The organism is Thalassospiraceae bacterium LMO-JJ14 (assembly GCA_021555105.2).
In the GTDB taxonomy this organism is placed as follows: domain Bacteria; phylum Pseudomonadota; class Alphaproteobacteria; order Rhodospirillales; family Casp-alpha2; genus UBA4479.
In genome coordinates, this window is record CP134604.1 from 2,414,034 (window position 1) to 2,436,882 (window position 22,849).

A 22,849-nucleotide genomic window follows, 5' to 3' on the forward strand; every position below is an offset into this window, starting at 1 on the left:
CAATGAGCTTCATAGGACGCGGCGCACGGGCGATCTTCCTCTCGGAACTTGTTTCCGGGATGTCGCTGACGTTGCGCTATTTCTTCCGCAAGAAAGTCACCGTCAACTATCCGTACGAAAAAGGACCGCTGTCGACCCGGTTTCGCGGTGAGCACGCACTGCGCCGCTATGCGAACGGCGAGGAACGCTGCATCGCCTGCAAACTGTGCGAGGCGATCTGCCCGGCACAGGCCATCACCATCGAGGCCGAGCCCCGCGATGACGGCTCACGCCGGACCACGCGCTACGACATCGACATGGTCAAATGCATCTATTGCGGTCTCTGTCAGGAAGCTTGCCCGGTCGACGCCATCGTCGAAGGGCCGAACTTCGAATTCGCGACGGAAACCCGCGAAGAGCTGCTGTACGACAAGGATAAACTGCTGGCCAACGGCGACCGTTGGGAAACCGAGCTGGCGGAACGTTTAAGGATCGACGCACCCTATCGTTAAGGGGTGTTTTTGGGGGTTATATGATACAGGCATTAGCATTCTACATGTTTGCCGTTGTTGCGGTCGCCGCCGGCGTGCTGGTGATTTCGGCGCGCAACCCCGTGCATTCCGTGCTGTTCCTGATCCTGACGTTCTTCAACGCGGCGGGACTGTTCGTCCTCATGGGCGCGGAATTCCTGGCGATGATCCTTGTTGTCGTCTATGTCGGCGCCGTCGCCGTGCTGTTCATGTTCGTCGTCATGATGCTGGACATCAATTTTGTCGAAATGCGCCAGGGTTTCCTGCAATACCTGCCGGTCGGCGCGCTGATCGGCCTGATCCTGTTCGTCGAACTGGCGCTGGCCGTCGGCGGATGGACGTTTGCACCCGAAGCCCTGGGGCTGGCCGGAGCACCGATGCCGCCGCCGGATCAGCTCACCAACACGCACGCCATCGGCCAGATCATGTATACCAAGTACATCTATCTGTTCCAGACAGCGGGCCTGGTTTTGCTGGTCGCCATGATCGGCGCCATCGTCCTTACGCACCGCCGTCGCGACGGAGTCCACAAGCAGCGCATCAACGACCAGATTGCGCGCGATCCGAAAGAAGCGGTCAAACTGCGCGACGTCGAGATCGGGAAGGGGATCTAATTGATGGAAATTACATTAGGTCACTATCTGACGGTTGCCGCGATCCTGTTCGTACTCGGCATTTTCGGGATTTTCCTGAACAGGAAGAACGTCATCGTCATCCTGATGTCGGTCGAACTGATGCTGCTCGCCGTCAACATCAACCTGGTCGCGTTTTCGACGCACCTCGGTGATCTGGTCGGGCAGATTTTCGCCATGCTGGTACTGACCGTGGCTGCTGCCGAAGCCGCCATCGGTCTCGCGATCCTTGTGGTCTTTTTCCGTAATCGCGGCTCCATCGCCGTCGAAGACGTCAACATGATGAAGGGCTGAGCCGCATGATCGAGACAATCCTCGTCTTTCTGCCGCTGATCGGCTCGGCTATCGCCGGTGTGATCGTTTTTGCCGGCATTGATGCCGACAAGCACCGCAAACATACGCTCGACCTCGCGTCTCAGATCGTGACCTGCGGCGGCCTGCTGATTTCGGCCTTGCTGGCAGTGCTGATCTTCGTCGATGTCGGTCTGCACGGCAACGCCAGGACCACGGAACTGTTTACCTGGATCGCATCCGGCTCGTTCGAGCTTTCATGGGCGCTGAAGGTCGACACCCTGACGTCGGTAATGATGATCGTCGTCTGCGTCGTGTCTGCGATGGTGCACGTCTATTCCATCGGCTACATGCATCACGATCCCTCGGTGCCGCGCTTCATGTGCTATCTGAGCCTGTTCACCTTCATGATGCTGATGCTGATCACCGCCGACAACCTGGTGCAGATGTTCTTCGGTTGGGAAGGCGTCGGGCTGGCGAGTTATCTGCTGATCGGATTCTGGTACAAGAAACCGAGCGCCAATGCTGCAGCCATCAAGGCGTTCGTCGTCAACCGGGTTGGCGATTTCGGTTTCGCGCTCGGCATCTTCGCGACGTTCATGCTATTCGACACGATCCATCTTGATACGATTTTCGACGCTGTCCCGGGACAGAAAGACGCGGTCCTCAACGTCTTCGGCACGGACTTCCATGCCATGACGGTTATCTGTCTGCTGCTGTTCGTCGGCGCCATGGGTAAATCCGCACAGTTGGGCCTGCATACCTGGCTGCCAGATGCCATGGAAGGCCCGACACCGGTGTCAGCCCTTATCCATGCGGCGACGATGGTCACCGCAGGCGTGTTTATGGTGGCGCGACTGTCGCCGATGTTCGAATATTCCGATACCGCGCTGACCGTTGTCACGATCGTCGGGGCATCGACGGCGATCTTTGCCGCCACTATCGGCTGCGTGCAGAACGACATCAAACGGGTCATTGCCTATTCGACATGTTCGCAGCTTGGCTACATGTTCTTTGCCTGCGGTGTGTCGGCCTATTCGGCGGGTGTGTTCCACCTGATGACACACGGTTTTTTCAAGGCGCTGCTTTTCCTCGGCGCCGGTTCGGTCATTCACGCCATGTCCGACGAGCAGGACATGCGCAAGATGGGCGGTATCTGGAAAATGATCCCGGTGACGTATGCCCTGATGTGGATCGGGTCTCTGGCGCTGGCCGGTGTGCCGCCGTTCGCGGGCTTTTTCTCCAAGGATATCGTGCTTGAAGCTGCTTATGCATCGCATACCGGTGTCGGGCAGTATGCCTTTGCCATGGGCCTGCTGGCGGCGCTGCTGACGGCGTTCTATTCGTGGCGTCTGCTGTTCATGACTTTCCACGGCACGCCACGGTGCGATGAAACCGTGCTTGGCCATGTGCATGAAAGCCCGAAAGTGATGATCATACCACTGCTGGTACTGGCTCTTGGTGCCATTGCCGCCGGTTACGTGCCCTACAGCCTGTTCGTCGGCGAAGGCATGGGGGATTTCTGGGGTGACGCGATCCTGATCCTACCGTCGCACCCGGCGCTTGAAAATGCGCACCACGTACCCGCGCTGGTCAAGTATTCGCCGCTGATCGTCGGTGCCATCGGCATCAGTACGGCTTGGTTCCTGTACATCAAACGGCCCGACGTCCCGCCCATGATCGCCGAAAAGTTCCAGGGCATCTATCTGTTCCTGCTCAACAAATGGTACTTTGACGAGCTATACGACAAGATCTTCGTTCGCCCGGCCTTCGCGCTTGGCCGCGGTCTGTGGAAAGGCGGCGACGGTGCGCTCATCGACGGCTGCGGGCCTGACGGCATTTCATCGGCTGTGCGTATCATGGCGCGCCGGGTATCGGCCCTGCAGACCGGTTATCTTTACCATTACGCCTTCGCCATGCTGATCGGCATCGCCGCGCTGGTGAGCTGGTACATGTTCACGAAAGGGGCGTGAGGACAGATGTTCGACTTGCCGTTACTCACGATCCTCACATTCGCGCCGCTCGTCGGTGTGATCTGTATCCTGTTCGTCCGTCACGAAGATCCCGACGTCGTGGCGACCAATGCACGCCACGTCGCGGCATTCGTTTCCGGCTGCGTTTTCCTGATGTCGCTGATGCTTTGGTTCACCTTCGATCAGACCACGGCGGACTTCCAGTGGGTGGAAAAAGTCACCTGGATGGAAGACTTCGGCATTGCCTATCACATGGGGGTCGACGGCATTTCAGTGCTTTTCGTCATGCTGACGACGCTGCTGACACCAATCTGCATTTTCGCGTCGTGGAATTCGATCAAGGACCGGGTAAAGGAATACATGATTTCGTTCCTGATCCTGGAAACCTTCATGATCGGCATGTTCTGCGCGCTCGATCTGTTCCTGTTCTACATCTTCTTCGAAGCAGTGCTGATCCCGATGTTCATCATCATCGGGGTTTGGGGCGGTGTCCGGCGCGTTTATGCCGCCTTCAAGCTGTTCCTCTATACACTGCTGGGTTCGGTGCTGATGCTGGTCGCCATGCTGACCATGTACTACTACGCCGGCACCACCAACGTCCTTGAACTGATGGCCTATGACTTCCCGATCGATGTGCAAAAGTGGATGTGGCTGGCGTTCTTTGCGTCGTTCGCGGTCAAGGTGCCGATGTGGCCGGTGCATACCTGGCTGCCCGACGCCCACGTCGAAGCGCCGACCGCCGGTTCGGTTATTCTGGCCGGTGTGCTGTTGAAATTCGGTGGATACGGGTTCCTGCGTTTCTCGCTGCCGATGATGCCCGAAGCAAGCCTGTATTTCACGCCGCTGATCTACACGCTTTCCATCGTCGCCGTGATCTATACCTCGCTGGTTGCGCTGGCGCAGGAAGACATGAAGAAGCTGATTGCCTATTCCTCCATCGCGCACATGGGCTTTGTGACGATCGGCACCTTCACGCTGACGACACAGGGCGTCGAAGGCGCAATTTACGTGATGCTGTCGCACGGTGTTGTTTCCGCCGCCCTGTTCCTTATCGTCGGCGTCGTCTATGACCGCATCCATACCCGCGAGATTTCCGCTTACGGCGGCCTCGTCAGTCGAATGCCGGCCTATGCGCTGACCTTCATGGTCTTCGCCATGGCTTCTGTCGGTCTGCCCGGCACCGGCGGGTTCGTTGGCGAGATTCTGGTTCTGGTCGGCGCCTTCAAGGCCAACTCCTGGGTTGCCGCGTTCGCAGCGACAGGGGTGATCCTCGGCGCCGCCTATACGCTGTATCTATATCGCCGCATTATTTTCGGCGAATTGACCAAAGAGAATCTCATGCGCATCAAGGACATGGACCGCCGCGAGATTGCCATTTTCGCACCGCTGCTGTTCATCACCATCTGGATGGGCGTCTATCCGTCGTCTTTCCTCGATTTCATGCATGTATCCGTCTCGCACCTGCTTGAGCAGGTTAACACCTCACTGGCTCAGAGCGGCATGCTCGAGCTGGCTGGCCAGTAGGGGAGAAAGCCGATGCCGATAGCCGAAATGCCCAATATCGTCCCCGCACTGCCGGAATTGTTTCTGGCCGGTGTGATTATGCTGCTTTTGATGTTCGGCGTGTTCCAGAAAGGCGGGCTCAGCGACAACGACGAAGCGACGTTCCGCATCGTTTCCATGCTGTCCATCGTCTCGTTGATTCTCGCCATCTTCCTGCTGGTGCCGGTCGCCGGCCCCCGTGTCGTGACCTTTGCCGGCATGTTCGTCACCGACCAGTTTGCCGTCTTCTGCAAGGCGATGGTTCTGATCGCCGCCGCGCTCGGCATCATCGTTTCGCGTGATTTCATGGAACGGCACAACGTGGCCCGCTTCGAGTTTCCGATCCTGATCGTGTTTGCCGCCCTCGGCATGCTGCTGATGATTTCGGCGAACGACCTGATCAGCCTGTATGTCGGTCTCGAGATGCAGTCACTGTCGCTGTATGTCATGGCCGCCATTCAACGCGACGATAACCGCGCCACCGAAGCCGGCCTCAAGTACTTCGTGCTGGGCGCCGTGGCATCGGGTCTTTTGCTCTACGGATCGTCCCTGGTATACGGCTTTGCCGGCACCACCAGCTTCGATGCCCTGGCGACGCTGTTCGCGACACAGGGCGAAATTTCGACCGGCCTTGTGATCGGCATCGTCTTTATCCTCGCCGGCTTGTCGTTCAAGATTTCCGCCGTACCGTTCCACATGTGGACGCCTGACGTCTATGAAGGCGCACCGACGCCGGTCACCGCGTTCTTCGCCGTGGCGCCGAAAATCGCCGCGCTTGCGCTTCTGCTGCGCGTCATGATTGGACCGTTCGGCGATCTTCTGGTGCACTGGCAGCAGATCATTATCGTCATTTCCGTGCTCTCAATGGCGCTGGGGGCGCTCGCCGCCATCAACCAGCGCAATATCAAGCGACTGATGGCTTACAGCTCCATCGGCCATGTCGGTTATGCGCTTGTCGGCCTCGCCGCCGGGACCGAAGAGGGCGTCAAGGGCGTGTTGATCTATCTCGCGATTTATCTGGTGATGAACATAGGGACGTTCGCCGTCATCCTCTGCATGCGCCAGGGTGGGCGCATGGTGGAAGGGATCGATGATCTGGCCGGTTTAGGCAAGACTAATCCGCTTTTGGCGGCAACGCTGGTGGTGTTTATGTTCTCGCTCGCCGGGATTCCGCCGCTGGCCGGGTTCTTCGGCAAGTTATACGTATTCCTGGCCGCGATCGAAGCTGAGCTTTTCGCTCTTGCCATTATCGGCGTTATCACCAGCGTGATCGGTGCGTTCTACTATCTGCGTATCATCAAGGTCATGTACTTCGACGAAGCCATCGATCATTTCGACACCCCGATCGGCCGTGAAATGACCTTCGTCATCAGTGTTACCTCGATCATCGTTATCCTGTTCTTTATCTATCCGGCTCCCATACTGTCGAGCGCCGCCGCCGCAGCAGCTGCGCTTTTCGCGGGATGAACGAGAAACAATCGCTGCCAAGGCTTCCCACGGTCTACAACCTCGTTCAATTTGAGACCGTCGAAAGCACCATGCTGGAAGCGCGCAAGCTCGCCGAGAACGGCGAGGATGCGGCCCCCGACGGCACGCTGATCTGGGCACGCGAACAAACCGGTGGCAAGGGACGGCGTGGGAATACCTGGGACAGCCCCAAAGGCAATTTCTACTCATCCCTGATCGTTCGCCCTGACGTCCCCGCGGCACGTGCGGCGGAACTCAGCTTCGTTACCGGTTGCGCGGTATTCGACACCGTCGGCGAGGTTTGCGACCCCGGATTCGAATGCCGTTTGAAATGGCCCAACGATATCTTGCTGAATGACGCCAAAATCGGCGGGATATTATTGGAAACCAAGGCCGATGCCGGTAAGCCTGTCGATTATGTGATCATCGGTCTTGGCGTTAATCTGAAATCGCACCCCAAGGATACACCTTACCCGGCCACGGATTTTGTGGAACAGGGACAGGCGATTCCGGATACGGTATTTCTGGAGGCGTATGCACGCCACTTCATGGAGTGGGCGACACGTTGGGTTGAAGAGGGGTTTGAAGTTGTCCGCCATCAATGGAAATGGCGTGCGCAGGGGATCGGCAAGGAGATCACGGTACGGCTCAGTGATGAAACGCTTGAAGGCGTGTTCGAAGACATTGCCGAGGACGGCGCGCTTATGCTGAGCCAGAATGGGGAAATTCGTAAAATCGCTGCCGGTGATGTGTACTTCACGCCTCGGAAGAAAGGGGCCTAGCCATGTTGCTTGCGATTGACAGTGGCAACACCAACACCGTATTTGCGGTCTTCAATGCCGATGGTGAAATCACCGGGCAATGGCGCGCGGCGGCTAAAACCGCCAAAACGGCGGATGAACTCGCAGTATGGCTTCGCCAGTTGATGGCACTGGAAGAAATCGGCCGCGACGAGATTGACGACGTCATCATCGCCACCGTGGTCCCGGAAAATCTGTTCGACCTGAGAACGCTCAGCGAGAAATACTTTAACTGCAAAGCGCTGGTCGTCGGTGATGACAATGTCGCACTCGGGATCGAAGTGCATGTCGACCGGCCCGGCGAGGTCGGCGCCGACCGCCTGGTAAATACCGTGTCCGCGCACGAAACCTATGGCGGGCCGCTGATCGTTGTCGATTTCGGTACCGCGACGACATTCGACGTCGTCGCCGCCGATGGCGCCTATGAGGGCGGGGTTATCGCGCCGGGCGTCAATCTGTCACTCGAGGCCCTTCAACGGGCGGCCGCCAAGCTGCCACGCATCGATATCGGCAAACCGGCCAAGGTCATCGGGACGAACACCATTACCGCCATGCAATCGGGTATTTATTACGGCTATGCATCCATGATCGAAGGCGTGATTACGCGCATCCGCGAAGAAAAGGGGGGCAGCGACATGACGGTTATTGCAACCGGGGGTCTCGCGAAACTGTTCACGTCCGCTTGCCCGTCCATACACAGTACGGATAACGACCTGACGCTTCGAGGTCTTTACGCCATTGCCAAGCGCAACCGCGCATGAGCGACGAACTTCTTTTCCTGCCTCTCGGCGGCGCCGGCGAAATCGGCATGAACCTGAATCTGTACGGTCTGGGTAACCCGAAGGACCCGACGTGGCTGATGATCGATTTCGGCATTACCTTCGGCGACGGCAGCCCACCCGGCGTCGATTTGATCACCCCCGACCCGACATTCATCGAGCAGCGCCGAGACCGGCTGGCCGGTCTCGTGCTGACTCATGCACACGAAGATCATCTGGGCGCGGTACCTTATCTGTGGGACCGGATCCGCTGCCCGATCTATGCCACGCCGTTCACGATGGAAATCCTCAAGCGAAAACTGAGCGAAACCGATTTCGGAGACGAGGTCGAACTGCACGAAATCCCCCTCGACGGCGCTTTCAAGGTCGGGCCGTTCGATCTCGACCTGATCACGCTGACCCACTCGATCCCCGAACCCAACGGCATCGCCATCAAGACACCGCTCGGCACAGTGCTGCACACGGGTGACTGGAAATTCGACCCGGACCCGGTGATCGGCGAGGTTTCCGACGAGGCGGCGCTGGCGCGGCTCGGCGACAAGGGTGTGCTGGCCATTGTCTGCGACAGCACCAACGTGTTCTCGCCCGGACATTCCGGCTCTGAGGCAGACCTCGCCAAGGCGTTGACGGAAATCATCGGCAATAGCATAGGCAAGGTCGCCGTTGCCTGCTTTGCAACCAATGTTGCCCGCCTGCATACCGTGGCCAAGGCGGCGGAAGCCTGCGGCCGCGATGTGGTGCTGGCCGGGCGCTCACTGCAAAGGACGACGACGGCGGCCAGGAAGTGCGGTTATCTGGACGATGTGGCGCCGTTTCTGGACGAAGACGCCGCCGGATTCATTCCCGACGACCGGCAGCTCATCATCTGCACTGGCTCGCAAGGGGAATCCCGTGCCGCACTTGCTAGGATAGCCACCAACAGTCATCCGCGCATTTCAATGGGCAAGGGCGATACGGTGATCTTCTCCAGCCGTGTCATTCCCGGCAATGAAGTCGGCATCTCGGCCATGAAGAACAATCTGGCGCGCCTCGGTGTGAAAATCGTCGAGGACAGCGATGCCCACATTCATGTTTCCGGGCATCCGAACCGCGAGGAACTGGTCGAGATGTACCAGCACGTGCGCCCGGAAATCTCGATCCCGGTACATGGTGAGCGCCGGCATCTGGAAAAGCATGCCGAGCTGGCGCGCGAATGCCAGGTAACCCACACCATCGTCAATGAAAACGGCGGTATGATCCGGCTTGCCCCCGGTAATCCGGAAGTTGTCGACCATGTCACGTCGGGCCGGCTTGTATATGACGGCAACCGGATGATCCCGATGCAGGGCGAAGCGATCCGCAGCCGCGTACAGGGGCTCTGGAACGGCACGGCCGTCGTTTCGCTGTGCATCGACAAGGACGGCCGTCCCGTCGGGGAAATGATGATAACCACGACAGGGATGCTGGAACCCGTCGAGGAAGACGCGGTCCTGGATCAGGTCGCCGATGATATATACGATGCCATCGAGCGTCTTTCGAAACGAAAACGAAGCGATGACGAGGAAGTATCGGAAACGGTCAGACTGACGGCGCGCCGGTCATTTCGCCGATTGCTTGACAAAAAGCCGATCACCGATGTCCATCTTATTCGTGTTTAAGCTGCATTTATGATATAGTTGCGCCATAACGTTTCTTTTAAAAAGAAGGAATTAGTTATGACCAATATTGTAAAATGTCACTTATGCGGAACAACTCTGCATTCAATTGATACAAAGAAATGTGCCACCTGTGGCGCTTACCAAAATAACCCTCTCCGGCAACTCCCATGGTTGACCCTAATCGGCGGTGCTTTAACGGTCTTGGCTGCGGTCGCATCTGCCGGTGCATTTGTGGTGAAGGAAGCCAAGAATATAATCAAAGAACAGAACTGGACGGACAATGTCGAACTCGTCACGATGAAAAGCAAAACGAGCTTTACACTAAGAAACGCGGGAGACGGACGTATACATATCCATGAAATCGTCTACTACAGCCAAAAAATTGGCTACAAGCAGTCAATCCCCATTGCACAGAGTGTTGAATCTCAAAGTATCTACAGCCACTCGACCATCGGCAAAAAATCACTCCGAACACCGCTTACGAGAGAATTGAGTATCAACGAGTTCAACGAGGGATATGAGGCTAAGGATTTTGTTTTCAATTGCGTCACCCATACTGAGGATCAGCCGAACCTTGTCCTAGCTAATATGCAAAACGTTTTTCGATATCCGACAGTTGTGGAAATTGACTTTACCTCGGAGAAGACAGGTGCCTATAAAAAAGTCCGAACAGCCTGCATTGGCTACATTCTCGGACCTTCTCACTAAACCGGGTAAGAAAATTTATGATAGGAAGACTTAATCACGTGGCAATTGCCGTGCCGGATTTGGAAAAGGCCACAGCAATGTACCGCGATGTACTGGGTGCCACGGTTTCGGCCCCGGCGGACGAACCGGATCACGGCGTCACGGTTGTTTTCGTGGAATTGCCGAACACCAAGATCGAGTTGCTGCATCCCTTGGGCGATGCTTCGCCGATCCAGGCGTTCCTGGACAAGAACCCGTCAGGCGGCATGCATCATGTGTGCTACGAGGTCGATGACATCCTTGCCGCCCGTGACCGCATGAAAGCGGAAGGCGCACGCGTACTGGGCGACGGCGAGCCGAAGATCGGCGCCCATGGCAAACCTGTTCTGTTCCTGCATCCCAAGGATTTCTGCGGCACGCTCGTAGAGCTGGAACAAGCCTGATATGGATAACTGGATCACAGGAACTGCCGTTTACGTCGTCATCTGGTGGCTGGTGCTGTTCATTACGCTGCCGTTCGGGGTCAGACCGCCGAATGCTGACGAGATGGAGCCGGGGCAGGAACCGGGCGCGCCCGTCAAACCGATGATGTGGCGGAAAATTGCCGTCTGCAGCGCGATTTCGCTCGTGATCTGGTTGATATTCTACTTCGTCGCGGATGCCGGGCTTATTTCGTTTCGTCCGGACTAAGGTCCGACATGGACGTCACTAAGAAGACACTCGAACATATCATCGAGATAAACCGTGGCCGGATCGGGCTCGATCCGGCTGACGTTGCCGAAGACCGGCGCTTTTCCACAGCTTCAGGGGCCGATACGCGCTTATGTGTGTATGGACGCATGCGGCCAGACGGTCCCGATGCGCATGCTCTTGAACCGCTTGCCGGAACCTGGTCAGAATGCAGTTTCCCCGGTTATCTGCAGGCGGGGGCGCAATGTACGCTCGATGATTGTCCGGGACTTGCATGGACACTGTCACAGGCGTGGAATGATGGTTGTCTTTTAACTTCCGGATCACTGGAAACCGCCTGGGATGTGCTGGATGCGAAGGAAGGCGGGGATTACGCGCGCTTGCTGACGCCTGTTCGCATCGGCGGTGCGGAAAGCATTGCCAACATCTATGTCTCGCGTGACGCGACCGAGGCGCAGCTGCTGATGCTGGATGGCATGAACGTCCATGACGATGTCGATTTTAAATTATGAGGAGTCAACCGGGGCGATTGCCTGGTGATTATCGGATTATCTGAAATCAGGCCCAAAAAACAAAAGCAAGGCCTTTTGGCCTTGCCGTTTTTTTGTTTTGGTTTCCCCCCGCACTCGGACCGTTTAGGAATAAATCCTGTTCCCGAAAGCGTGTAATTTTATAGTCGTTCCTCTTCTTCTTGTCACCCATAAACGACATAATTCTCCAGTTATTCGTACTGAAATATTAATTTAGATCAGCGCGAACTTAAGGATGAATGCAACGGCAATCACATAAACCGCAACGGGGACGTCTTTACCGCGACCGGCCAACAGCTTGATTGCTGCATAACTGATGAAGCCGAGCCCGATGCCCGTAGCGATCGAGAACGTCAACGGCATGGCGATTGCCGTAATGACGGCGGGCACCACTTCGGTGATATCGTCCCAGTCAATCTCGGCCAAGCCTTGCGTCATGATACAGGCGACGAACAACAGCGCCGGTGCCGTGGCATAAGCGGGGATGGTTCCGGCCAGCGGCGACAGGAACAACGACAACAGGAACAGCACGGCAATCGTAACTGCCGTCAGGCCCGTCCGCCCGCCGGCATTGATACCGGCGGCGCTTTCGATATAGCTGGTCGTCGTCGATGTCCCGAGTGCTGCCCCGGCGATGGTCGCTGTCGAATCCGCCAACAGGGCATTACGCAATCTCGGCAGCTTGCCGTTCGCGTCGAGAAGCTTGCCCCGGTGCGCCAGGCCGACGAGGGTGCCGGCCGTGTCGAACAGGTCGACGAACAGGAACGCAAAGACGATCGAAACCAGGCCGATGTTCAGCGCACCTGCAATATCCATCTGCATGAACGTCGGCGCCAGCGACGGCGGCATGGAAACGATACCGCCGGCGGGCGTGATGCCTATGGCAATACCGATGCCCGTGATGGCCAGAATGGCAATGATGATAGCGCCCGGTATTTTTCGTGCGAACAGGACCGCGATCAGGATAAAGCCTGCCGCCGCCAGAAGTGACGATGGGGCGCTGATGTCGCCGAGCGTCACCAGGGTTGCCGGATGATCCACGACCCAGCCCGCGTTCTTCAGCGCGATAATCGCCAAAAACAGGCCGATACCTGCGGAAATGGCGCGCTTCATACCATCGGGGATGGCGTTAATGATCCATTCGCGGATCGGCAGAACGCTCAGGATCAGAAAGATTACACCGGAAATAAATACCGCACCCAGACCGACCTGCCATGTGTAGCCCATGCCGAGGACAACACCGAAGGCGAAATACGCATTGAGTCCCATGCCGGGAGCAAGTGCGACGGGGTAATTGGCCAACACTCCCATGATCATTGTCCCGATGGCTGCCGCCAGACAGGTGGCGACGAATACAGCACCATGATCCATGCCGGCTTCCGCCAGAATCGACGGGTTGACGAACATGATGTAGGCCAGCGTCAGAAACGTCGTGACCCCGGCGATGATTTCCGTGCGGACGGACGTCCCGTTTTCGCTAAGCTTGAAATAGGAATCCAGCATTTTGTCCCCCTTGCTGATTTGAATAATCATCCCTCAGCTATTTTTTTCTGACAAGTTATCCCGGAAACCCGCAAACGCTGGCGTGGCGCACAATGCTTATGCATTGGCCTGAAGCACGATCCCGGATAGGTTTTATAAGGACTTAGCAGGAGTTACCCGAATTGATGTCCGAACAGCTGCCTGTGCCGCACCGAGGCTTTCCGCATTTCGAATACGAAGCGCGGACAGCGAACGCACAAAAAATGATGGCGGATTCGGGTCTCGCCGCCATGTTGCTGCTGACTGAACCCGAAGTCCGCTACTTCACGGGATTTCTGACACCGTTCTGGCAAAGCCCGACCCGGCCATGGTTCGTTGTCGTCCCGCTAACAGGTAAGCCTGTCGCCGTCATTCCACAGATCGGCGACGAATGCATGGCCCGCACCTGGATCGACGATATCCGTACATGGTCGTCGCCCTGTCCCGAGGACGAAGGGGTCAGTCTGCTGTCGGAAGCGCTGCACGAACTGACGGGCGGGAAGGGTGCCGTCGGCCTGCCGATGGGGCCGGAAACATCGCTCCGCATGTCGCTGAATGATTTTTACAAACTTTCGGAAATGATCGCACCGCTGCAGTTCCGGGATGCATCGCCGATTATACAGGCCCTGCGCATGCATAAATCCGAAGCCGAAATCGACAAAATCCGCTATATCTGCGGTGTCCTTTCGGACGTATTCGAGGATTTGCCGAGGCATCTCGAAATCGGCATGCGTGAAATCGATATCTTCCGCACCTTCAAGACCCGCGCCATGGAATCCGGCGCCGACGATGTCGCTTATGTCGTCGGCGGTTTGGGTGAAGGTGGGTACGGCGATATCATCTCCCCACCGTCCGAGCGTTTAAGCACGCAGGGCGATGTGCTGATCCTCGATACCGGCGCAACCTTCGACGGTTATTTTTGCGATTTCGACCGCAATTATGCCTTCGGCGAAACCACCGATGCGGCAAAGCGCGCGCACGAGGTCGTGTACCGCGCCACCGAAGCCGGTCTCGAAGCGGCCCGCCCCGGCAACACCTGTGCCGATCTGTTTCATGCAATGCAGCGCGTCATGGATGCAGGCGGCGCCATGGGCAACGATGTCGGCAGGCTGGGTCACGGGCTCGGCATGCAATTGACGGAATGGCCGTCGAACACACCAACGGACATGACAGTCCTGAAACCCGGCATGGTGATCACGCTGGAACCGGGCATGACCTTTGCCGAAGGAAAAGTCATGGTGCACGAGGAAAATATCGTCATCCGCGACGGTCTGGCGGAACTGCTCAGCCGTCGCGCCCCCGCCGAAATGCCGGTGATTGGATAAACGATATGCCGCTTCCTTTCGAATTACAGATCGATCGCGGGCAGGCCATGGGGCTGATTGTCCTGCAAACAGACGAACTGATGGAATTCGAACTCGGGAAGCTGTTTCTGGGTCTGGGCCTCAGGGTCTACCAGAACCGCATCCCTTGCATGCCCGAAGTGCGGCCGGAAACGCTCTCCATGATGGGCGAAACCATGACCACCAGCGCACGCATGCTGCCCGATGAAGCAGGCATTGAAGTCATCGGTTACGGCTGTACCTCCGGCGCAACGATCCTGGGTGAAGTACGCGTCACGGAACTGATCCAGCAGGCGCATCCGAATGTTGTCGTCAGCAACCCGCTGAGCGCACTCAAGGCGGCGTGCCGGTCGCTAGGCATAAAAAGGCTCGGCCTCGTCAGCCCCTATATCGCCGAGGTGACCGATGCGTTGAAAGACGCCATTGAAGACGCCGGCATTGAAATATCGTCGTACGGCTCATTCGAGCAGGCCGAAGACAAGACTGTCGCCCGCATTTCACCGCAATCGACCCTGCGCGCCATGATCGAGATCGGTAAAGGCGACTGCGACGCCGTATTTGCATCGTGTACGAACCTGCGCGCCATGGAAATTATTCCCGAAGCGGAGGATATCCTCGGAAAACCGGTACTGTGCAGCAATCAGGTCCTGGGCTGGCATATGCTGCGTCTGGCCGGGATCGGCAGCGATCACCCGGCTGGCGGCCGTTTGTTCAAAGCCGGGCTGAATGGTTGAAGGGCTGCCGCCCATCGCTTACAAGAAGCAGGCCTGTCCCGCTGGGGCCTGATGCAAAATTGATTTATCCGCGTGCCCCGGTGACGGGACACGTCTCATGGAGATAGCGCAGCCGATGTTTTCCGCGTTTGAATGGATGATGGCGATGCGCTATCTGCGCGCCCGCCGCCAGGAAGGGTTCATTTCCGTCATCGCCTGGTTTTCGCTGGTCGGAATCGCGCTTGGCGTGGCGACCCTGATCATCGTCATGTCAGTGATGAACGGGTTCCGCCAGGAACTGCTGGAACGCATCCTCGGCATCAACGGGCATCTCAGCGTCTACGGCCCCGTTGCCGGGCAAATGACGGACTATCAGCCGCTCATCGACAAGATCGTCGGCGTGGACGGTGTCGTTTCCGTCAATGCCCTGATCGAAGGCCAGGTCATGGCCTCGGCCAAGGGCGTCGCCAAGGGGGCAATCGTGCGCGGTATCCGCGCCGAGGACCTGGAAAAACGCAAGATCGTCGCCGACAACATACGGCAGGGATCGCTGAGCAACTTCAAGGGCGATAACGTCGTCATGATCGGGGCGCGTCTGGCGCAAAGCATGGGTGTGCATGTCGGCGACGATATCACCCTGATTTCACCGAAGGGCAACGTAACCGCGTTCGGCACCGTGCCGCGCATGCGCGCGTTCAAAATCGTCGGCACCTTTGAAATCGGTATGTACGAATACGATTCCGGTTTTGTCTTTATGCCGCTGGAAGCGGCGCAGATCTATTTCCGCATGCCCGAGAAGATCTCCAATCTGGAAGTCTTCCTGGATAATCCGCAGCATGCCGAGACGATCGGGCGCACCATCGCGCGCACGCTGGGCGGGCAGGGCAGTGTGCACGACTGGCAACGCGCCAACGCCAGTTTCTTCAATGCCATTCAGGTCGAACGCAACGTCATGTTCCTGATCCTGACACTGATCATCCTGGTCGCGGCCTTCAACATCATTTCGTCGCTGATCATGCTGGTGAAGGACAAAGGCAGGGATATCGCCATCCTGCGCACCATGGGCGCGACACGCGGCATGATCATGCGCATCTTCCTGATCGCCGGGGCCAGTGTCGGTGTTATCGGCACGTTACTGGGCTTTGGCCTGGGACTGTCGTTCGCCGCCAACATCGAAACCATCCGCCGCTGGATAGAGGGGCTGACCGGTACCGACCTGTTTGCCGCTGAAATTTATTTCCTGTCGCAACTGCCGGCTGTCGTCGATCCGACCGAGGTAACGGCCGTTGTCCTGATGGGGCTCGGCCTGTCGTTCCTGGCGACGATCTATCCGAGCTGGCGCGCGGCGCGCATCGACCCGGCGGAGGCACTCCGTTATGAGTGATCACCTCAACCCCGGACCGGTGCTGGAACTCAGCGGCATCACCCGCACCTTCAAGCAGGGCAAGCGCGTGCTCGATGTCCTCAAAGGTGCCGACCTTCAGGTCGAGGCGGGCGAAGTCGTCGCTCTGGTCGGACCGTCCGGCTCGGGAAAATCGACGCTTCTGCAGATCGCCGGGCTGCTGGAGCAGCCGACGGCGGGGGATATTCTTATCGACGGTCAGTCGTGTGTCGGGCTCGGCGATGACGACCGCACCAAAATCCGCCGCTACAACATCGGCTTTGTCTATCAGTACCACCACCTGCTGCCGGAGTTCTCGGCGATAGAAAACATCACCATCCCGCAGATCATCGCCGGGATCGACAAGTCGACCGCGCGCAGCCGGGCCCGCGAACTGCTGGAATGGATGGGATTGACCGACCGTGGCGATCATCGGCCGGGGCAACTGTCGGGCGGCGAACAACAGCGTGTCGCAATTGCCCGCGCACTGGCGGCATCGCCGCGCGTTCTGCTGGCCGACGAGCCGACCGGCAACCTTGATCCGGAAACGGCGGACGACGTCTTCGGCGTTCTGATGCACCTGGCGCGGGGCGCCGGGCTGGCCGCACTCGTGGCGACCCACAACCCCGAGCTCGCCAAGCGCATGGACCGCATCGTCCGCGTCGAGAACGGGGTGCTGGTGGCGGGTTAAGACAGAAAAAGTTTAACGTTTCGACAGTACGCGGATGAAGTCAGCGACGTTCTCTCTAATGACGTACGCGGCTACGCGTTCTTCAGCATTGCTGATCGCTTCTAGGCTATAAAATTTCAGCCGGCTCGTGTCATAGGGCTCCAGCGTCGAAGCGCTCAAAATTGCACCAACTCTGCCGAGTGTCTCTGCACGAGCTTTCTGCTTTGCTCTTTTGGCAGAGGCCCCTAGAACATCATCGCTGCTGTATCTGTTGGTGATTGTATCGTTATAGATCTCTCGTTCTGTCGAACCGTCCGTCAGTACGTATCGCAAAGCTGCTTCATATTCATCCACGAGGTACTCATCTTTAGTGCGTTCGTGACGGACAATAGTTACATCAAGCAGGAACTTCGCCGGAGATATTTCCTCATGAAGCAATTTATTTGCCCTAAACGAGCGGGTAATGCCCTGTCTCAGGTTCTGAAATTTTGCATCGGTTCCCGTATTTACATTTCGAACGGAAATTGCGCTCGCGAACCGCTCATTTGGTTCAGCCACGAAAACGCCAGGCGCTAGCATCCAGTAGCCGTATGGCTCCGTCGTCTTGCAAGAAACGATGAAGAACGGAATTAGAAAAGTTAGTAGAAGTCGATTTCTGCCAACAATCTTGCTTAAAACGTGCAATTCTTCCTTCCCAATTCCTAGAATATTGTCAGGTCAATTAGCAGATTATACCGTCACTATAATGATGTGCTACGATTCGCCAACACCTAGAATTAGCGAAGATCAAAGCACAGTTTAAGCCGTCATTTCCGCGAACGCGGGAATGACAAAATGGGGATAGATGTCGTTTTGTTGTGGATAAGTCGTTAATCAGCCCCAACATCTGGTGACTCTCGAAAAATGATGTGAGAGTATCGCATCATGTCGCACGCTGATTTCGTCCACCTTCGCGCCCACAGCGCCTATTCGCTCTGCGAGGGGGCGATCCCTGTCAAAAATCTGGTCAAGCTGGCCGCCGAAGCCGACATGCCGGCGCTGGGGCTGACCGATACCGACAATCTGTTCGGTGCACTGGAATTCTCGGCCGCCGCGCTGGACGCCGGGGTGCAGCCGATCATCGGCTGTCAGATATCGATCAAGCTGGTCGAAGATGCACAACCCGGCAACAAACCGATGTTCGAAGACGGCGCCGTGGTCGTTCTGGCGCAGACGGACGAAGGTTACCGAAACCTGCTGAAGCTGCTCAAGATCGCCTACATGGACAGCGAGGATGCGCACCGCCCCGGTATCACGCCGGGCGAGTTGACGGCCAACGCGGCAGGGTTGATTGCGCTCACCGGCGGCGCCGACGGGGCACTCGGGCGGATGATCCGCATGGGCAAGCGCGAAGAGGCGGCGGCATTCCTGGATATGCTGGTCGATGCCTTTTCCGGCCGGCTGTACATGGAAATCCAGCGCCACGGCATGCCCGAGGAAAAATTGACCGAGCCGCAGTTTATTGACTGGGCCTATGCCCGCAATATCCCGCTGGTCGCCACCAACGAACCGTATTTCAAGGATGAAAGCTTCCATCGTGCCCATGACGCACTGTTGTGCATCAAGCAGGGCGCCGTTCTGTCCGTCGATGACCGCCACAAGCTGACCAGCGATCATTACTTCAAATCAGCGGCCGAGATGAGGGCGCTTTTCGCCGATCTGCCGGAAGCCATCGACAACACCCTGGTGATTGCCCGGCGCTGCGCCTTCACGGTCGAGAAAATCGCGCCGATCCTGCCGCCGTATGACTGCGGCGAGGGCCTGACCGAGGCCGACGAGTTGAAACGTCAGGCGCACGAAGGTCTCACCGAGCGCTTGGCCGCACACGTTTTCACCGACGATATGGACGAGGCCGCCCGCAAGAAGGCCGAAACACCGTACCGCGAGCGTCTGGATTACGAACTCGATGTCATTACCCAAATGGGGTTTCCGGGCTACTTCCTGATCGTTGCCGACTTCATCAAATGGGCCAAGGACCATGACATTCCGGTCGGTCCGGGCCGTGGTTCGGGCGCCGGTTCCGTCGTCGCGTGGTCGCTGACCATCACCGATCTCGATCCGCTGCGATGGGGCCTGCTGTTCGAGCGGTTTTTGAACCCGGAACGCGTGTCCATGCCCGACTTCGATATCGACTTCTGCCAGGAACGCCGCGACGAAGTGATCCGCTATGTGCAGCAGAAGTACGGCCGCGATCACGTCGCGCAGATCATCACGTTCGGAAAGCTGCAGGCCCGCGCCGTACTACGTCATGTCGGTCGGGTGCTCGAGATGCCGTACGGCTTCGTCGACAAAATCTGCAAGATGGTGCCGAACAACCCGGCCAACCCGGTTACGCTGGACGAAGCGATCAACAGCGAAGACGGGCTGCGCAATCTGATCCGCGAAGAACCGGACGTCCGTGAACTGGTCGAAATCGCCCGCAAGCTGGAAGGGCTTTACCACCACGCATCGACCCACGCGGCGGGTGTCGTCATCGGTGACCGGCCGCTGGAAGAGCTGATACCGGTCTACCGCGATCCGCGCTCCGATATGCCGGTGACCGGCTTCAACATGAAATTCGTGGAATCCGCCGGGCTGGTGAAGTTCGACTTTCTTGGCCTCAAGACTCTCAGCGTACTGACCAAGGCCGAGAACTTCGTGAACGCCAAGCTGAAGGATGGCGGGGAAAAGCTCGACCTGATCACCATCCCGCTGGATGATCAGAAAACCTACGACATGATCAGCCGCGGCGACACCACTGGCGTGTTCCAGTTGGAAAGTGCCGGTATGCGCGACGTGTTGCGCGGGCTGAAGCCGGATACCTTCGAAGACATCATCGCTGTCGTCGCGCTCTATCGCCCGGGCCCGATGGACAACATCCCGAGCTATATCCGCCGTAAACACGGCAAGGAAGAACCCGATTATCTGCACCCGACACTGGAACCTGTGCTGAAGGAGACCTTCGGCATCCCGATCTATCAGGAACAGGTGATGCAGATCGCCCAGGTGCTTTCGGGCTACACGCTCGGCAGCGCCGACCTTCTGCGCCGCGCCATGGGCAAGAAGATCCAGTCGGAAATGGATGAGCAACGGCAGATCTTCGTCGAAGGCGCCGTCGCCAAAAACGTGCCTGAAAAACAGGCCGACGATATCTTCAACGTCGTCGACAAGTTCGCCGGTTACGGCTTCAACAAATCACACGCAGCCGCCTATGCGCTGGTCGCCTATCAGACGGCGTATATGAAGGCCAATCACCCGGTCGAGTTCCTCGCCGCTTCCATGGCTTTCGATATGGGTAACACGGACAAACTGAACGTGTTCCGCCAGGAACTTGACCGCTTGCAGATTCCGCTTCTGGGACCGGACATCAATGCGTCGGAATCCTCCTTCAGCGTTGAAACGGTCAGCACCGCGGATGGTGAGAAAGACGGCGTCCGTTATGCCCTTGCCGCCGTCAAGAACGTCGGCGCGGCGGCAATGGACACGCTGGTCCACGAGCGCATGGAGAACGGGAAATTCGCCTCGCTAAGCGACTTCGCCAACCGTATCGACCCGCACCAGATCAACAAACGCCAGCTTGAAAACCTTGTCCGTGCCGGTGCCTTCGACCGGCTCGACAACAATCGCCGGCGTGTGCACCGGGGGATCGAAACCATCGTCGCCATCGCCGGCGCCGCGACGAACGACCGCAACTCCAATCAGATGGGTCTTTTCGGCGGCGAAGACGCCAAACCGGAAGAAGTCCGGCTGCCGGACATCGATGACTGGCAATCCATGGACCGGCTGCGTGAAGAGTTCGATGCCGTCGGATTTTATCTGTCAGCGCACCCGCTCGATGCATACGAGCGCGTGCTGGCACGTAAACGCGTCCGTGCCTCGTCGGAAGTGCTCGCGGCGGGGGAAAGCGGTGCGGTGCGGCTTGCCGGCACGTTCGTTTCGAAAAAGGAAATGACATCCAAAACCGGCAAGCGGTTTGCCTTTATCTCGTTTTCGGATGCTTCGGGCGTATTCGAGGCGACGGCGTTTTCCGAGATCCTCGCGCAATATGCCGAACTGCTCAGCCCCGGCAATTCGATGATCGTCGATTGTGCGCTGTCGTTCGACAGCGACGCGCCGCGCATGACCATCCAGCGTCTGGAAAGCATCGATGCCGCAGCCGCCGAAGCGGCCAACGCCGCCAAGGAATTGCACCTGATCGTCGACAGCATCGATCCGCTGGCAGCACTCAGGGACGTGCTCGGCCGCGACAAGGATGCAAACGGCAACGGCAACGGCCGCAAAAAAAAGGGCAAGGTCATGGTCACCGCCAAACTGCGCGAACGCAACGAAGAGGTGATCATCAACCTCGGTGACGATTACGCGCTTTCGCACGAACTGTCGCTGGCGGTCCGTTCGCTACCCGGCATCCTCGACGTTCGGGAACTGTAATAACCGTCATCCCCACGAAAGCGGGAATGACGGAATAGGGTATTAGCGTCCCAGCGCCTTCGCCGTCAGCACCGATAACGCCTGCTTCTGCTTGCCGTTCGCATCGAAATTCGTGGGGTCGAACCACGCCTGAAAAGCTTCCTTCAACGCCGGCCATTCGGAATCGATGATCGAAAACCACGCAGTGTCGCGGTTGCGGCCCTTGTAGATTGTGCATTGGCGGAACACACCTTCAAAGGTGAAACCCAGGCGGGCAGCGGCTGCACGTGACTTCGCGTTGGCGTTGTCGCACTTCCACTCATAGCGCCTGTATCCAAGTTCGTCGAAAACCCGCGCCATCATCAGGTACATGGCTTCCGTCGCGGCGACGGTACGCTGCAAAAGCGGCGAATAATTGATGTGACCGACCTCGATCGAACCGACCTTGGGCTCGATCCTGAGATAACTGGCGACACCGACGGCCTTGCTGCTTTGCAGATCTATGATGGCATGAAACAGCGGATCGTCGCCCATGGCGTCCTTTTCGACCCATGCCCGGTAGGCGTCCTCGGTTTCGAACGGCCCGTATCCCATGTACGTCCAGATGCGGCCTTCCTTATCGGTCATATTGGCGCTGTGAAGGTCACTGGCATGCTTCGCGGCATCCAGCGGCTCCAGACGGCAGGTGCGGCCTTGCATTGGGGCCCTGGGGGGATAATCACAGGGTTTCCAGTCGGGCAGGGGAAAACCGATCGGCTGGCCCAGTTCATTCATATTGGTCATAACGATCTCCAAAAGCTCAATTGGTTGGAAAATGCCTGTAAATCTCAATTTTAGAAAGTACCATTAGTGCGCTATCACACGCTTGATTGGCCCATAGGCGCACCTGTTCAAACAAATTGCTACGAAAGAGAGAATTCACGCAGGCACGGCAATCGGTTAAACTATGCCTGCAAGGAGGTACGAATGGGCCCGGAAAGCGCCGATATACTCAGGTTTTTGGCATTTAGCCTGGTCTGGATTTTTCCCGTAGCGCTGGTCGTCGCGGTTCTGGGCTTTGCAAGCGCCGACGCCAAGGCGCTTCGCGAGGACCCCGGCCCCAACGTTGTCGCCTTTCCGTCCCCAAAGTCCGCCGAGCCGGCCCCCCGTTTAAATTGGCTTGTTCGCTTAAAGCGGCTTGCATTCCCCGGCGCCAGCAGTTAAACCACGCGCGATTTCACACGCGGGTTTTGCGGCAGTTTATGCAAATTCATAAACAA

At 57.7% G+C, this 22,849-nt stretch carries 22 protein-coding genes; 19 read left to right on the forward strand and 3 right to left on the reverse strand.

The window, feature by feature from the left end; translation table 11 throughout:
* The first annotated feature begins 2 nt into the window (after window positions 1-2).
* The 13 genes from nuoI to L2D14_11440 are packed head-to-tail and all read left to right on the forward strand — an operon-like array spanning window position 3 to window position 11,519.
* Window positions 3-491 carry an NADH-quinone oxidoreductase subunit NuoI gene (gene nuoI / locus L2D14_11380; GenBank protein WNJ98469.1) on the forward strand — a complete coding sequence of 163 codons (489 nt, stop codon included), beginning with the start codon at window positions 3-5 and terminating at the stop codon, window positions 489-491.
* Window positions 492-511: 20 nt separating this feature from the next.
* A complete protein-coding gene (locus tag L2D14_11385) occupies window positions 512-1,123 on the forward strand; it encodes an NADH-quinone oxidoreductase subunit J (protein WNJ98470.1) in 612 nt (203 codons plus the stop codon).
* A gap of 3 nt (window positions 1,124-1,126) precedes the next feature.
* Complete coding sequence (nuoK, locus tag L2D14_11390) at window positions 1,127-1,435, forward strand: NADH-quinone oxidoreductase subunit NuoK (protein WNJ98471.1); 309 nt, start codon at window positions 1,127-1,129, stop codon at window positions 1,433-1,435.
* Between the two features lie 5 nt (window positions 1,436-1,440).
* Complete coding sequence (gene nuoL, locus L2D14_11395; protein WNJ98472.1) at window positions 1,441-3,405, forward strand: NADH-quinone oxidoreductase subunit L; 1,965 nt, start codon at window positions 1,441-1,443, stop codon at window positions 3,403-3,405.
* 6 nt (window positions 3,406-3,411) lie between these two features.
* Window positions 3,412-4,929 carry an NADH-quinone oxidoreductase subunit M gene (locus L2D14_11400; protein WNJ98473.1) on the forward strand — a complete coding sequence of 506 codons (1,518 nt, stop codon included), beginning with the start codon at window positions 3,412-3,414 and terminating at the stop codon, window positions 4,927-4,929.
* Window positions 4,930-4,941: 12 nt separating this feature from the next.
* Window positions 4,942-6,414 carry an NADH-quinone oxidoreductase subunit NuoN gene (gene nuoN / locus L2D14_11405; GenBank protein WNJ98474.1) on the forward strand — a complete coding sequence of 491 codons (1,473 nt, stop codon included), beginning with the start codon at window positions 4,942-4,944 and terminating at the stop codon, window positions 6,412-6,414.
* Window positions 6,411-7,196: a biotin--[acetyl-CoA-carboxylase] ligase gene (locus L2D14_11410; GenBank protein ID WNJ98475.1), complete on the forward strand. Its 786-nt coding sequence runs from the start codon at window positions 6,411-6,413 to the stop codon at window positions 7,194-7,196. The genes nuoN and L2D14_11410 overlap by 4 nt, the downstream gene beginning before the upstream one ends.
* Before the next feature lie 2 nt (window positions 7,197-7,198).
* Entirely contained in the window at window positions 7,199-7,975 is a 777-nt protein-coding gene (locus L2D14_11415) for a type III pantothenate kinase (protein ID WNJ98476.1), read from the forward strand.
* Window positions 7,972-9,630, forward strand: coding sequence for a ribonuclease J (locus tag L2D14_11420; protein ID WNJ98477.1), 1,659 nt, complete (start codon window positions 7,972-7,974; stop codon window positions 9,628-9,630). The genes L2D14_11415 and L2D14_11420 overlap by 4 nt, the downstream gene beginning before the upstream one ends.
* 57 nt (window positions 9,631-9,687) lie before the next feature.
* Window positions 9,688-10,338: a hypothetical protein gene (locus L2D14_11425; protein ID WNJ98478.1), complete on the forward strand. Its 651-nt coding sequence runs from the start codon at window positions 9,688-9,690 to the stop codon at window positions 10,336-10,338.
* Between the two features lie 17 nt (window positions 10,339-10,355).
* Window positions 10,356-10,760: a methylmalonyl-CoA epimerase gene (gene mce, locus L2D14_11430; protein WNJ98479.1), complete on the forward strand. Its 405-nt coding sequence runs from the start codon at window positions 10,356-10,358 to the stop codon at window positions 10,758-10,760.
* Window position 10,761: 1 nt separating this feature from the next.
* Window positions 10,762-11,007 carry a DUF1467 family protein gene (locus L2D14_11435; protein ID WNJ98480.1) on the forward strand — a complete coding sequence of 82 codons (246 nt, stop codon included), beginning with the start codon at window positions 10,762-10,764 and terminating at the stop codon, window positions 11,005-11,007.
* A gap of 8 nt (window positions 11,008-11,015) precedes the next feature.
* Window positions 11,016-11,519: a hypothetical protein gene (locus L2D14_11440; protein WNJ98481.1), complete on the forward strand. Its 504-nt coding sequence runs from the start codon at window positions 11,016-11,018 to the stop codon at window positions 11,517-11,519.
* Between the two features lie 231 nt (window positions 11,520-11,750).
* Here L2D14_11440 and L2D14_11445 read toward each other — a convergent pair whose 3' ends face one another.
* Complete coding sequence (locus L2D14_11445) at window positions 11,751-13,040, reverse strand: NCS2 family permease (protein WNJ98482.1); 1,290 nt, start codon at window positions 13,038-13,040, stop codon at window positions 11,751-11,753.
* Window positions 13,041-13,204: 164 nt separating this feature from the next.
* Between L2D14_11445 and L2D14_11450 the strand changes: the two genes are divergently transcribed.
* The 4 genes from L2D14_11450 to L2D14_11465 all read left to right on the forward strand — a co-directional run bounded on the left by L2D14_11450 (window position 13,205) and on the right by L2D14_11465 (window position 17,186).
* Window positions 13,205-14,383, forward strand: coding sequence for a Xaa-Pro peptidase family protein (locus L2D14_11450; GenBank protein WNJ98483.1), 1,179 nt, complete (start codon window positions 13,205-13,207; stop codon window positions 14,381-14,383).
* 5 nt (window positions 14,384-14,388) lie between these two features.
* Window positions 14,389-15,135 (forward strand): Asp/Glu racemase, encoded by a 747-nt coding sequence (locus L2D14_11455; protein WNJ98484.1) that lies wholly within the window; start codon window positions 14,389-14,391, stop codon window positions 15,133-15,135.
* 115 nt (window positions 15,136-15,250) lie between these two features.
* Window positions 15,251-16,498, forward strand: coding sequence for a lipoprotein-releasing ABC transporter permease subunit (locus L2D14_11460; protein ID WNJ98485.1), 1,248 nt, complete (start codon window positions 15,251-15,253; stop codon window positions 16,496-16,498).
* Window positions 16,491-17,186 carry an ABC transporter ATP-binding protein gene (locus tag L2D14_11465; protein ID WNJ98486.1) on the forward strand — a complete coding sequence of 232 codons (696 nt, stop codon included), beginning with the start codon at window positions 16,491-16,493 and terminating at the stop codon, window positions 17,184-17,186. Before L2D14_11460 ends, L2D14_11465 begins: the two co-directional genes overlap by 8 nt.
* A gap of 12 nt (window positions 17,187-17,198) precedes the next feature.
* Here the strand turns inward: L2D14_11465 and L2D14_11470 are convergent, their stop codons facing one another.
* Complete coding sequence (locus L2D14_11470) at window positions 17,199-17,723, reverse strand: hypothetical protein (protein ID WNJ98487.1); 525 nt, start codon at window positions 17,721-17,723, stop codon at window positions 17,199-17,201.
* Between the two features lie 366 nt (window positions 17,724-18,089).
* On the opposite strand from L2D14_11470, the gene dnaE reads away from it, so the two are divergent.
* On the forward strand, window positions 18,090-21,611 hold the full coding sequence (gene dnaE, locus L2D14_11475) for a DNA polymerase III subunit alpha (protein WNJ98488.1): 3,522 nt from the start codon (window positions 18,090-18,092) through the stop codon (window positions 21,609-21,611).
* A gap of 42 nt (window positions 21,612-21,653) precedes the next feature.
* On the opposite strand, the gene L2D14_11480 is transcribed toward dnaE, so the two are convergent.
* Window positions 21,654-22,373: a GNAT family protein gene (locus L2D14_11480; protein ID WNJ98489.1), complete on the reverse strand. Its 720-nt coding sequence runs from the start codon at window positions 22,371-22,373 to the stop codon at window positions 21,654-21,656.
* Window positions 22,374-22,556: 183 nt separating this feature from the next.
* Between L2D14_11480 and L2D14_11485 the strand changes: the two genes are divergently transcribed.
* On the forward strand, window positions 22,557-22,793 hold the full coding sequence (locus L2D14_11485) for a hypothetical protein (GenBank protein WNJ98490.1): 237 nt from the start codon (window positions 22,557-22,559) through the stop codon (window positions 22,791-22,793).
* The last annotated feature ends 56 nt before the right edge of the window (window positions 22,794-22,849 follow it).

Bases quoted from the DNA above. Each gene is read 5' to 3' on its own strand.
- nuoN (WNJ98474.1), top strand. From the start codon at position 4,942: ATGCCGATAGCCGAAATGCCCAATATCGTCCCCGCACTGCCGGAATTG.
- L2D14_11410 (WNJ98475.1), top strand. From the start codon at position 6,411: ATGAACGAGAAACAATCGCTGCCAAGGCTTCCCACGGTCTACAACCTC.
- L2D14_11455 (WNJ98484.1), top strand. From the start codon at position 14,389: ATGCCGCTTCCTTTCGAATTACAGATCGATCGCGGGCAGGCCATGGGG.
- L2D14_11460 (WNJ98485.1), top strand. From the start codon at position 15,251: ATGTTTTCCGCGTTTGAATGGATGATGGCGATGCGCTATCTGCGCGCC.
- dnaE (WNJ98488.1), top strand. From the start codon at position 18,090: ATGTCGCACGCTGATTTCGTCCACCTTCGCGCCCACAGCGCCTATTCG.
- nuoI (WNJ98469.1), top strand. From the start codon at position 3: ATGAGCTTCATAGGACGCGGCGCACGGGCGATCTTCCTCTCGGAACTT.
- L2D14_11400 (WNJ98473.1), top strand. From the start codon at position 3,412: ATGTTCGACTTGCCGTTACTCACGATCCTCACATTCGCGCCGCTCGTC.
- L2D14_11480 (WNJ98489.1), bottom strand. From the start codon at position 22,373: ATGACCAATATGAATGAACTGGGCCAGCCGATCGGTTTTCCCCTGCCC.
- nuoL (WNJ98472.1), top strand. From the start codon at position 1,441: ATGATCGAGACAATCCTCGTCTTTCTGCCGCTGATCGGCTCGGCTATC.
- L2D14_11420 (WNJ98477.1), top strand. From the start codon at position 7,972: ATGAGCGACGAACTTCTTTTCCTGCCTCTCGGCGGCGCCGGCGAAATC.
- L2D14_11385 (WNJ98470.1), top strand. From the start codon at position 512: ATGATACAGGCATTAGCATTCTACATGTTTGCCGTTGTTGCGGTCGCC.
- nuoK (WNJ98471.1), top strand. From the start codon at position 1,127: ATGGAAATTACATTAGGTCACTATCTGACGGTTGCCGCGATCCTGTTC.
- mce (WNJ98479.1), top strand. From the start codon at position 10,356: ATGATAGGAAGACTTAATCACGTGGCAATTGCCGTGCCGGATTTGGAA.
- L2D14_11435 (WNJ98480.1), top strand. From the start codon at position 10,762: ATGGATAACTGGATCACAGGAACTGCCGTTTACGTCGTCATCTGGTGG.
- L2D14_11425 (WNJ98478.1), top strand. From the start codon at position 9,688: ATGACCAATATTGTAAAATGTCACTTATGCGGAACAACTCTGCATTCA.
- L2D14_11465 (WNJ98486.1), top strand. From the start codon at position 16,491: ATGAGTGATCACCTCAACCCCGGACCGGTGCTGGAACTCAGCGGCATC.
- L2D14_11445 (WNJ98482.1), bottom strand. From the start codon at position 13,040: ATGCTGGATTCCTATTTCAAGCTTAGCGAAAACGGGACGTCCGTCCGC.
- L2D14_11440 (WNJ98481.1), top strand. From the start codon at position 11,016: ATGGACGTCACTAAGAAGACACTCGAACATATCATCGAGATAAACCGT.
- L2D14_11415 (WNJ98476.1), top strand. From the start codon at position 7,199: ATGTTGCTTGCGATTGACAGTGGCAACACCAACACCGTATTTGCGGTC.
- L2D14_11485 (WNJ98490.1), top strand. From the start codon at position 22,557: ATGGGCCCGGAAAGCGCCGATATACTCAGGTTTTTGGCATTTAGCCTG.
- L2D14_11450 (WNJ98483.1), top strand. From the start codon at position 13,205: ATGTCCGAACAGCTGCCTGTGCCGCACCGAGGCTTTCCGCATTTCGAA.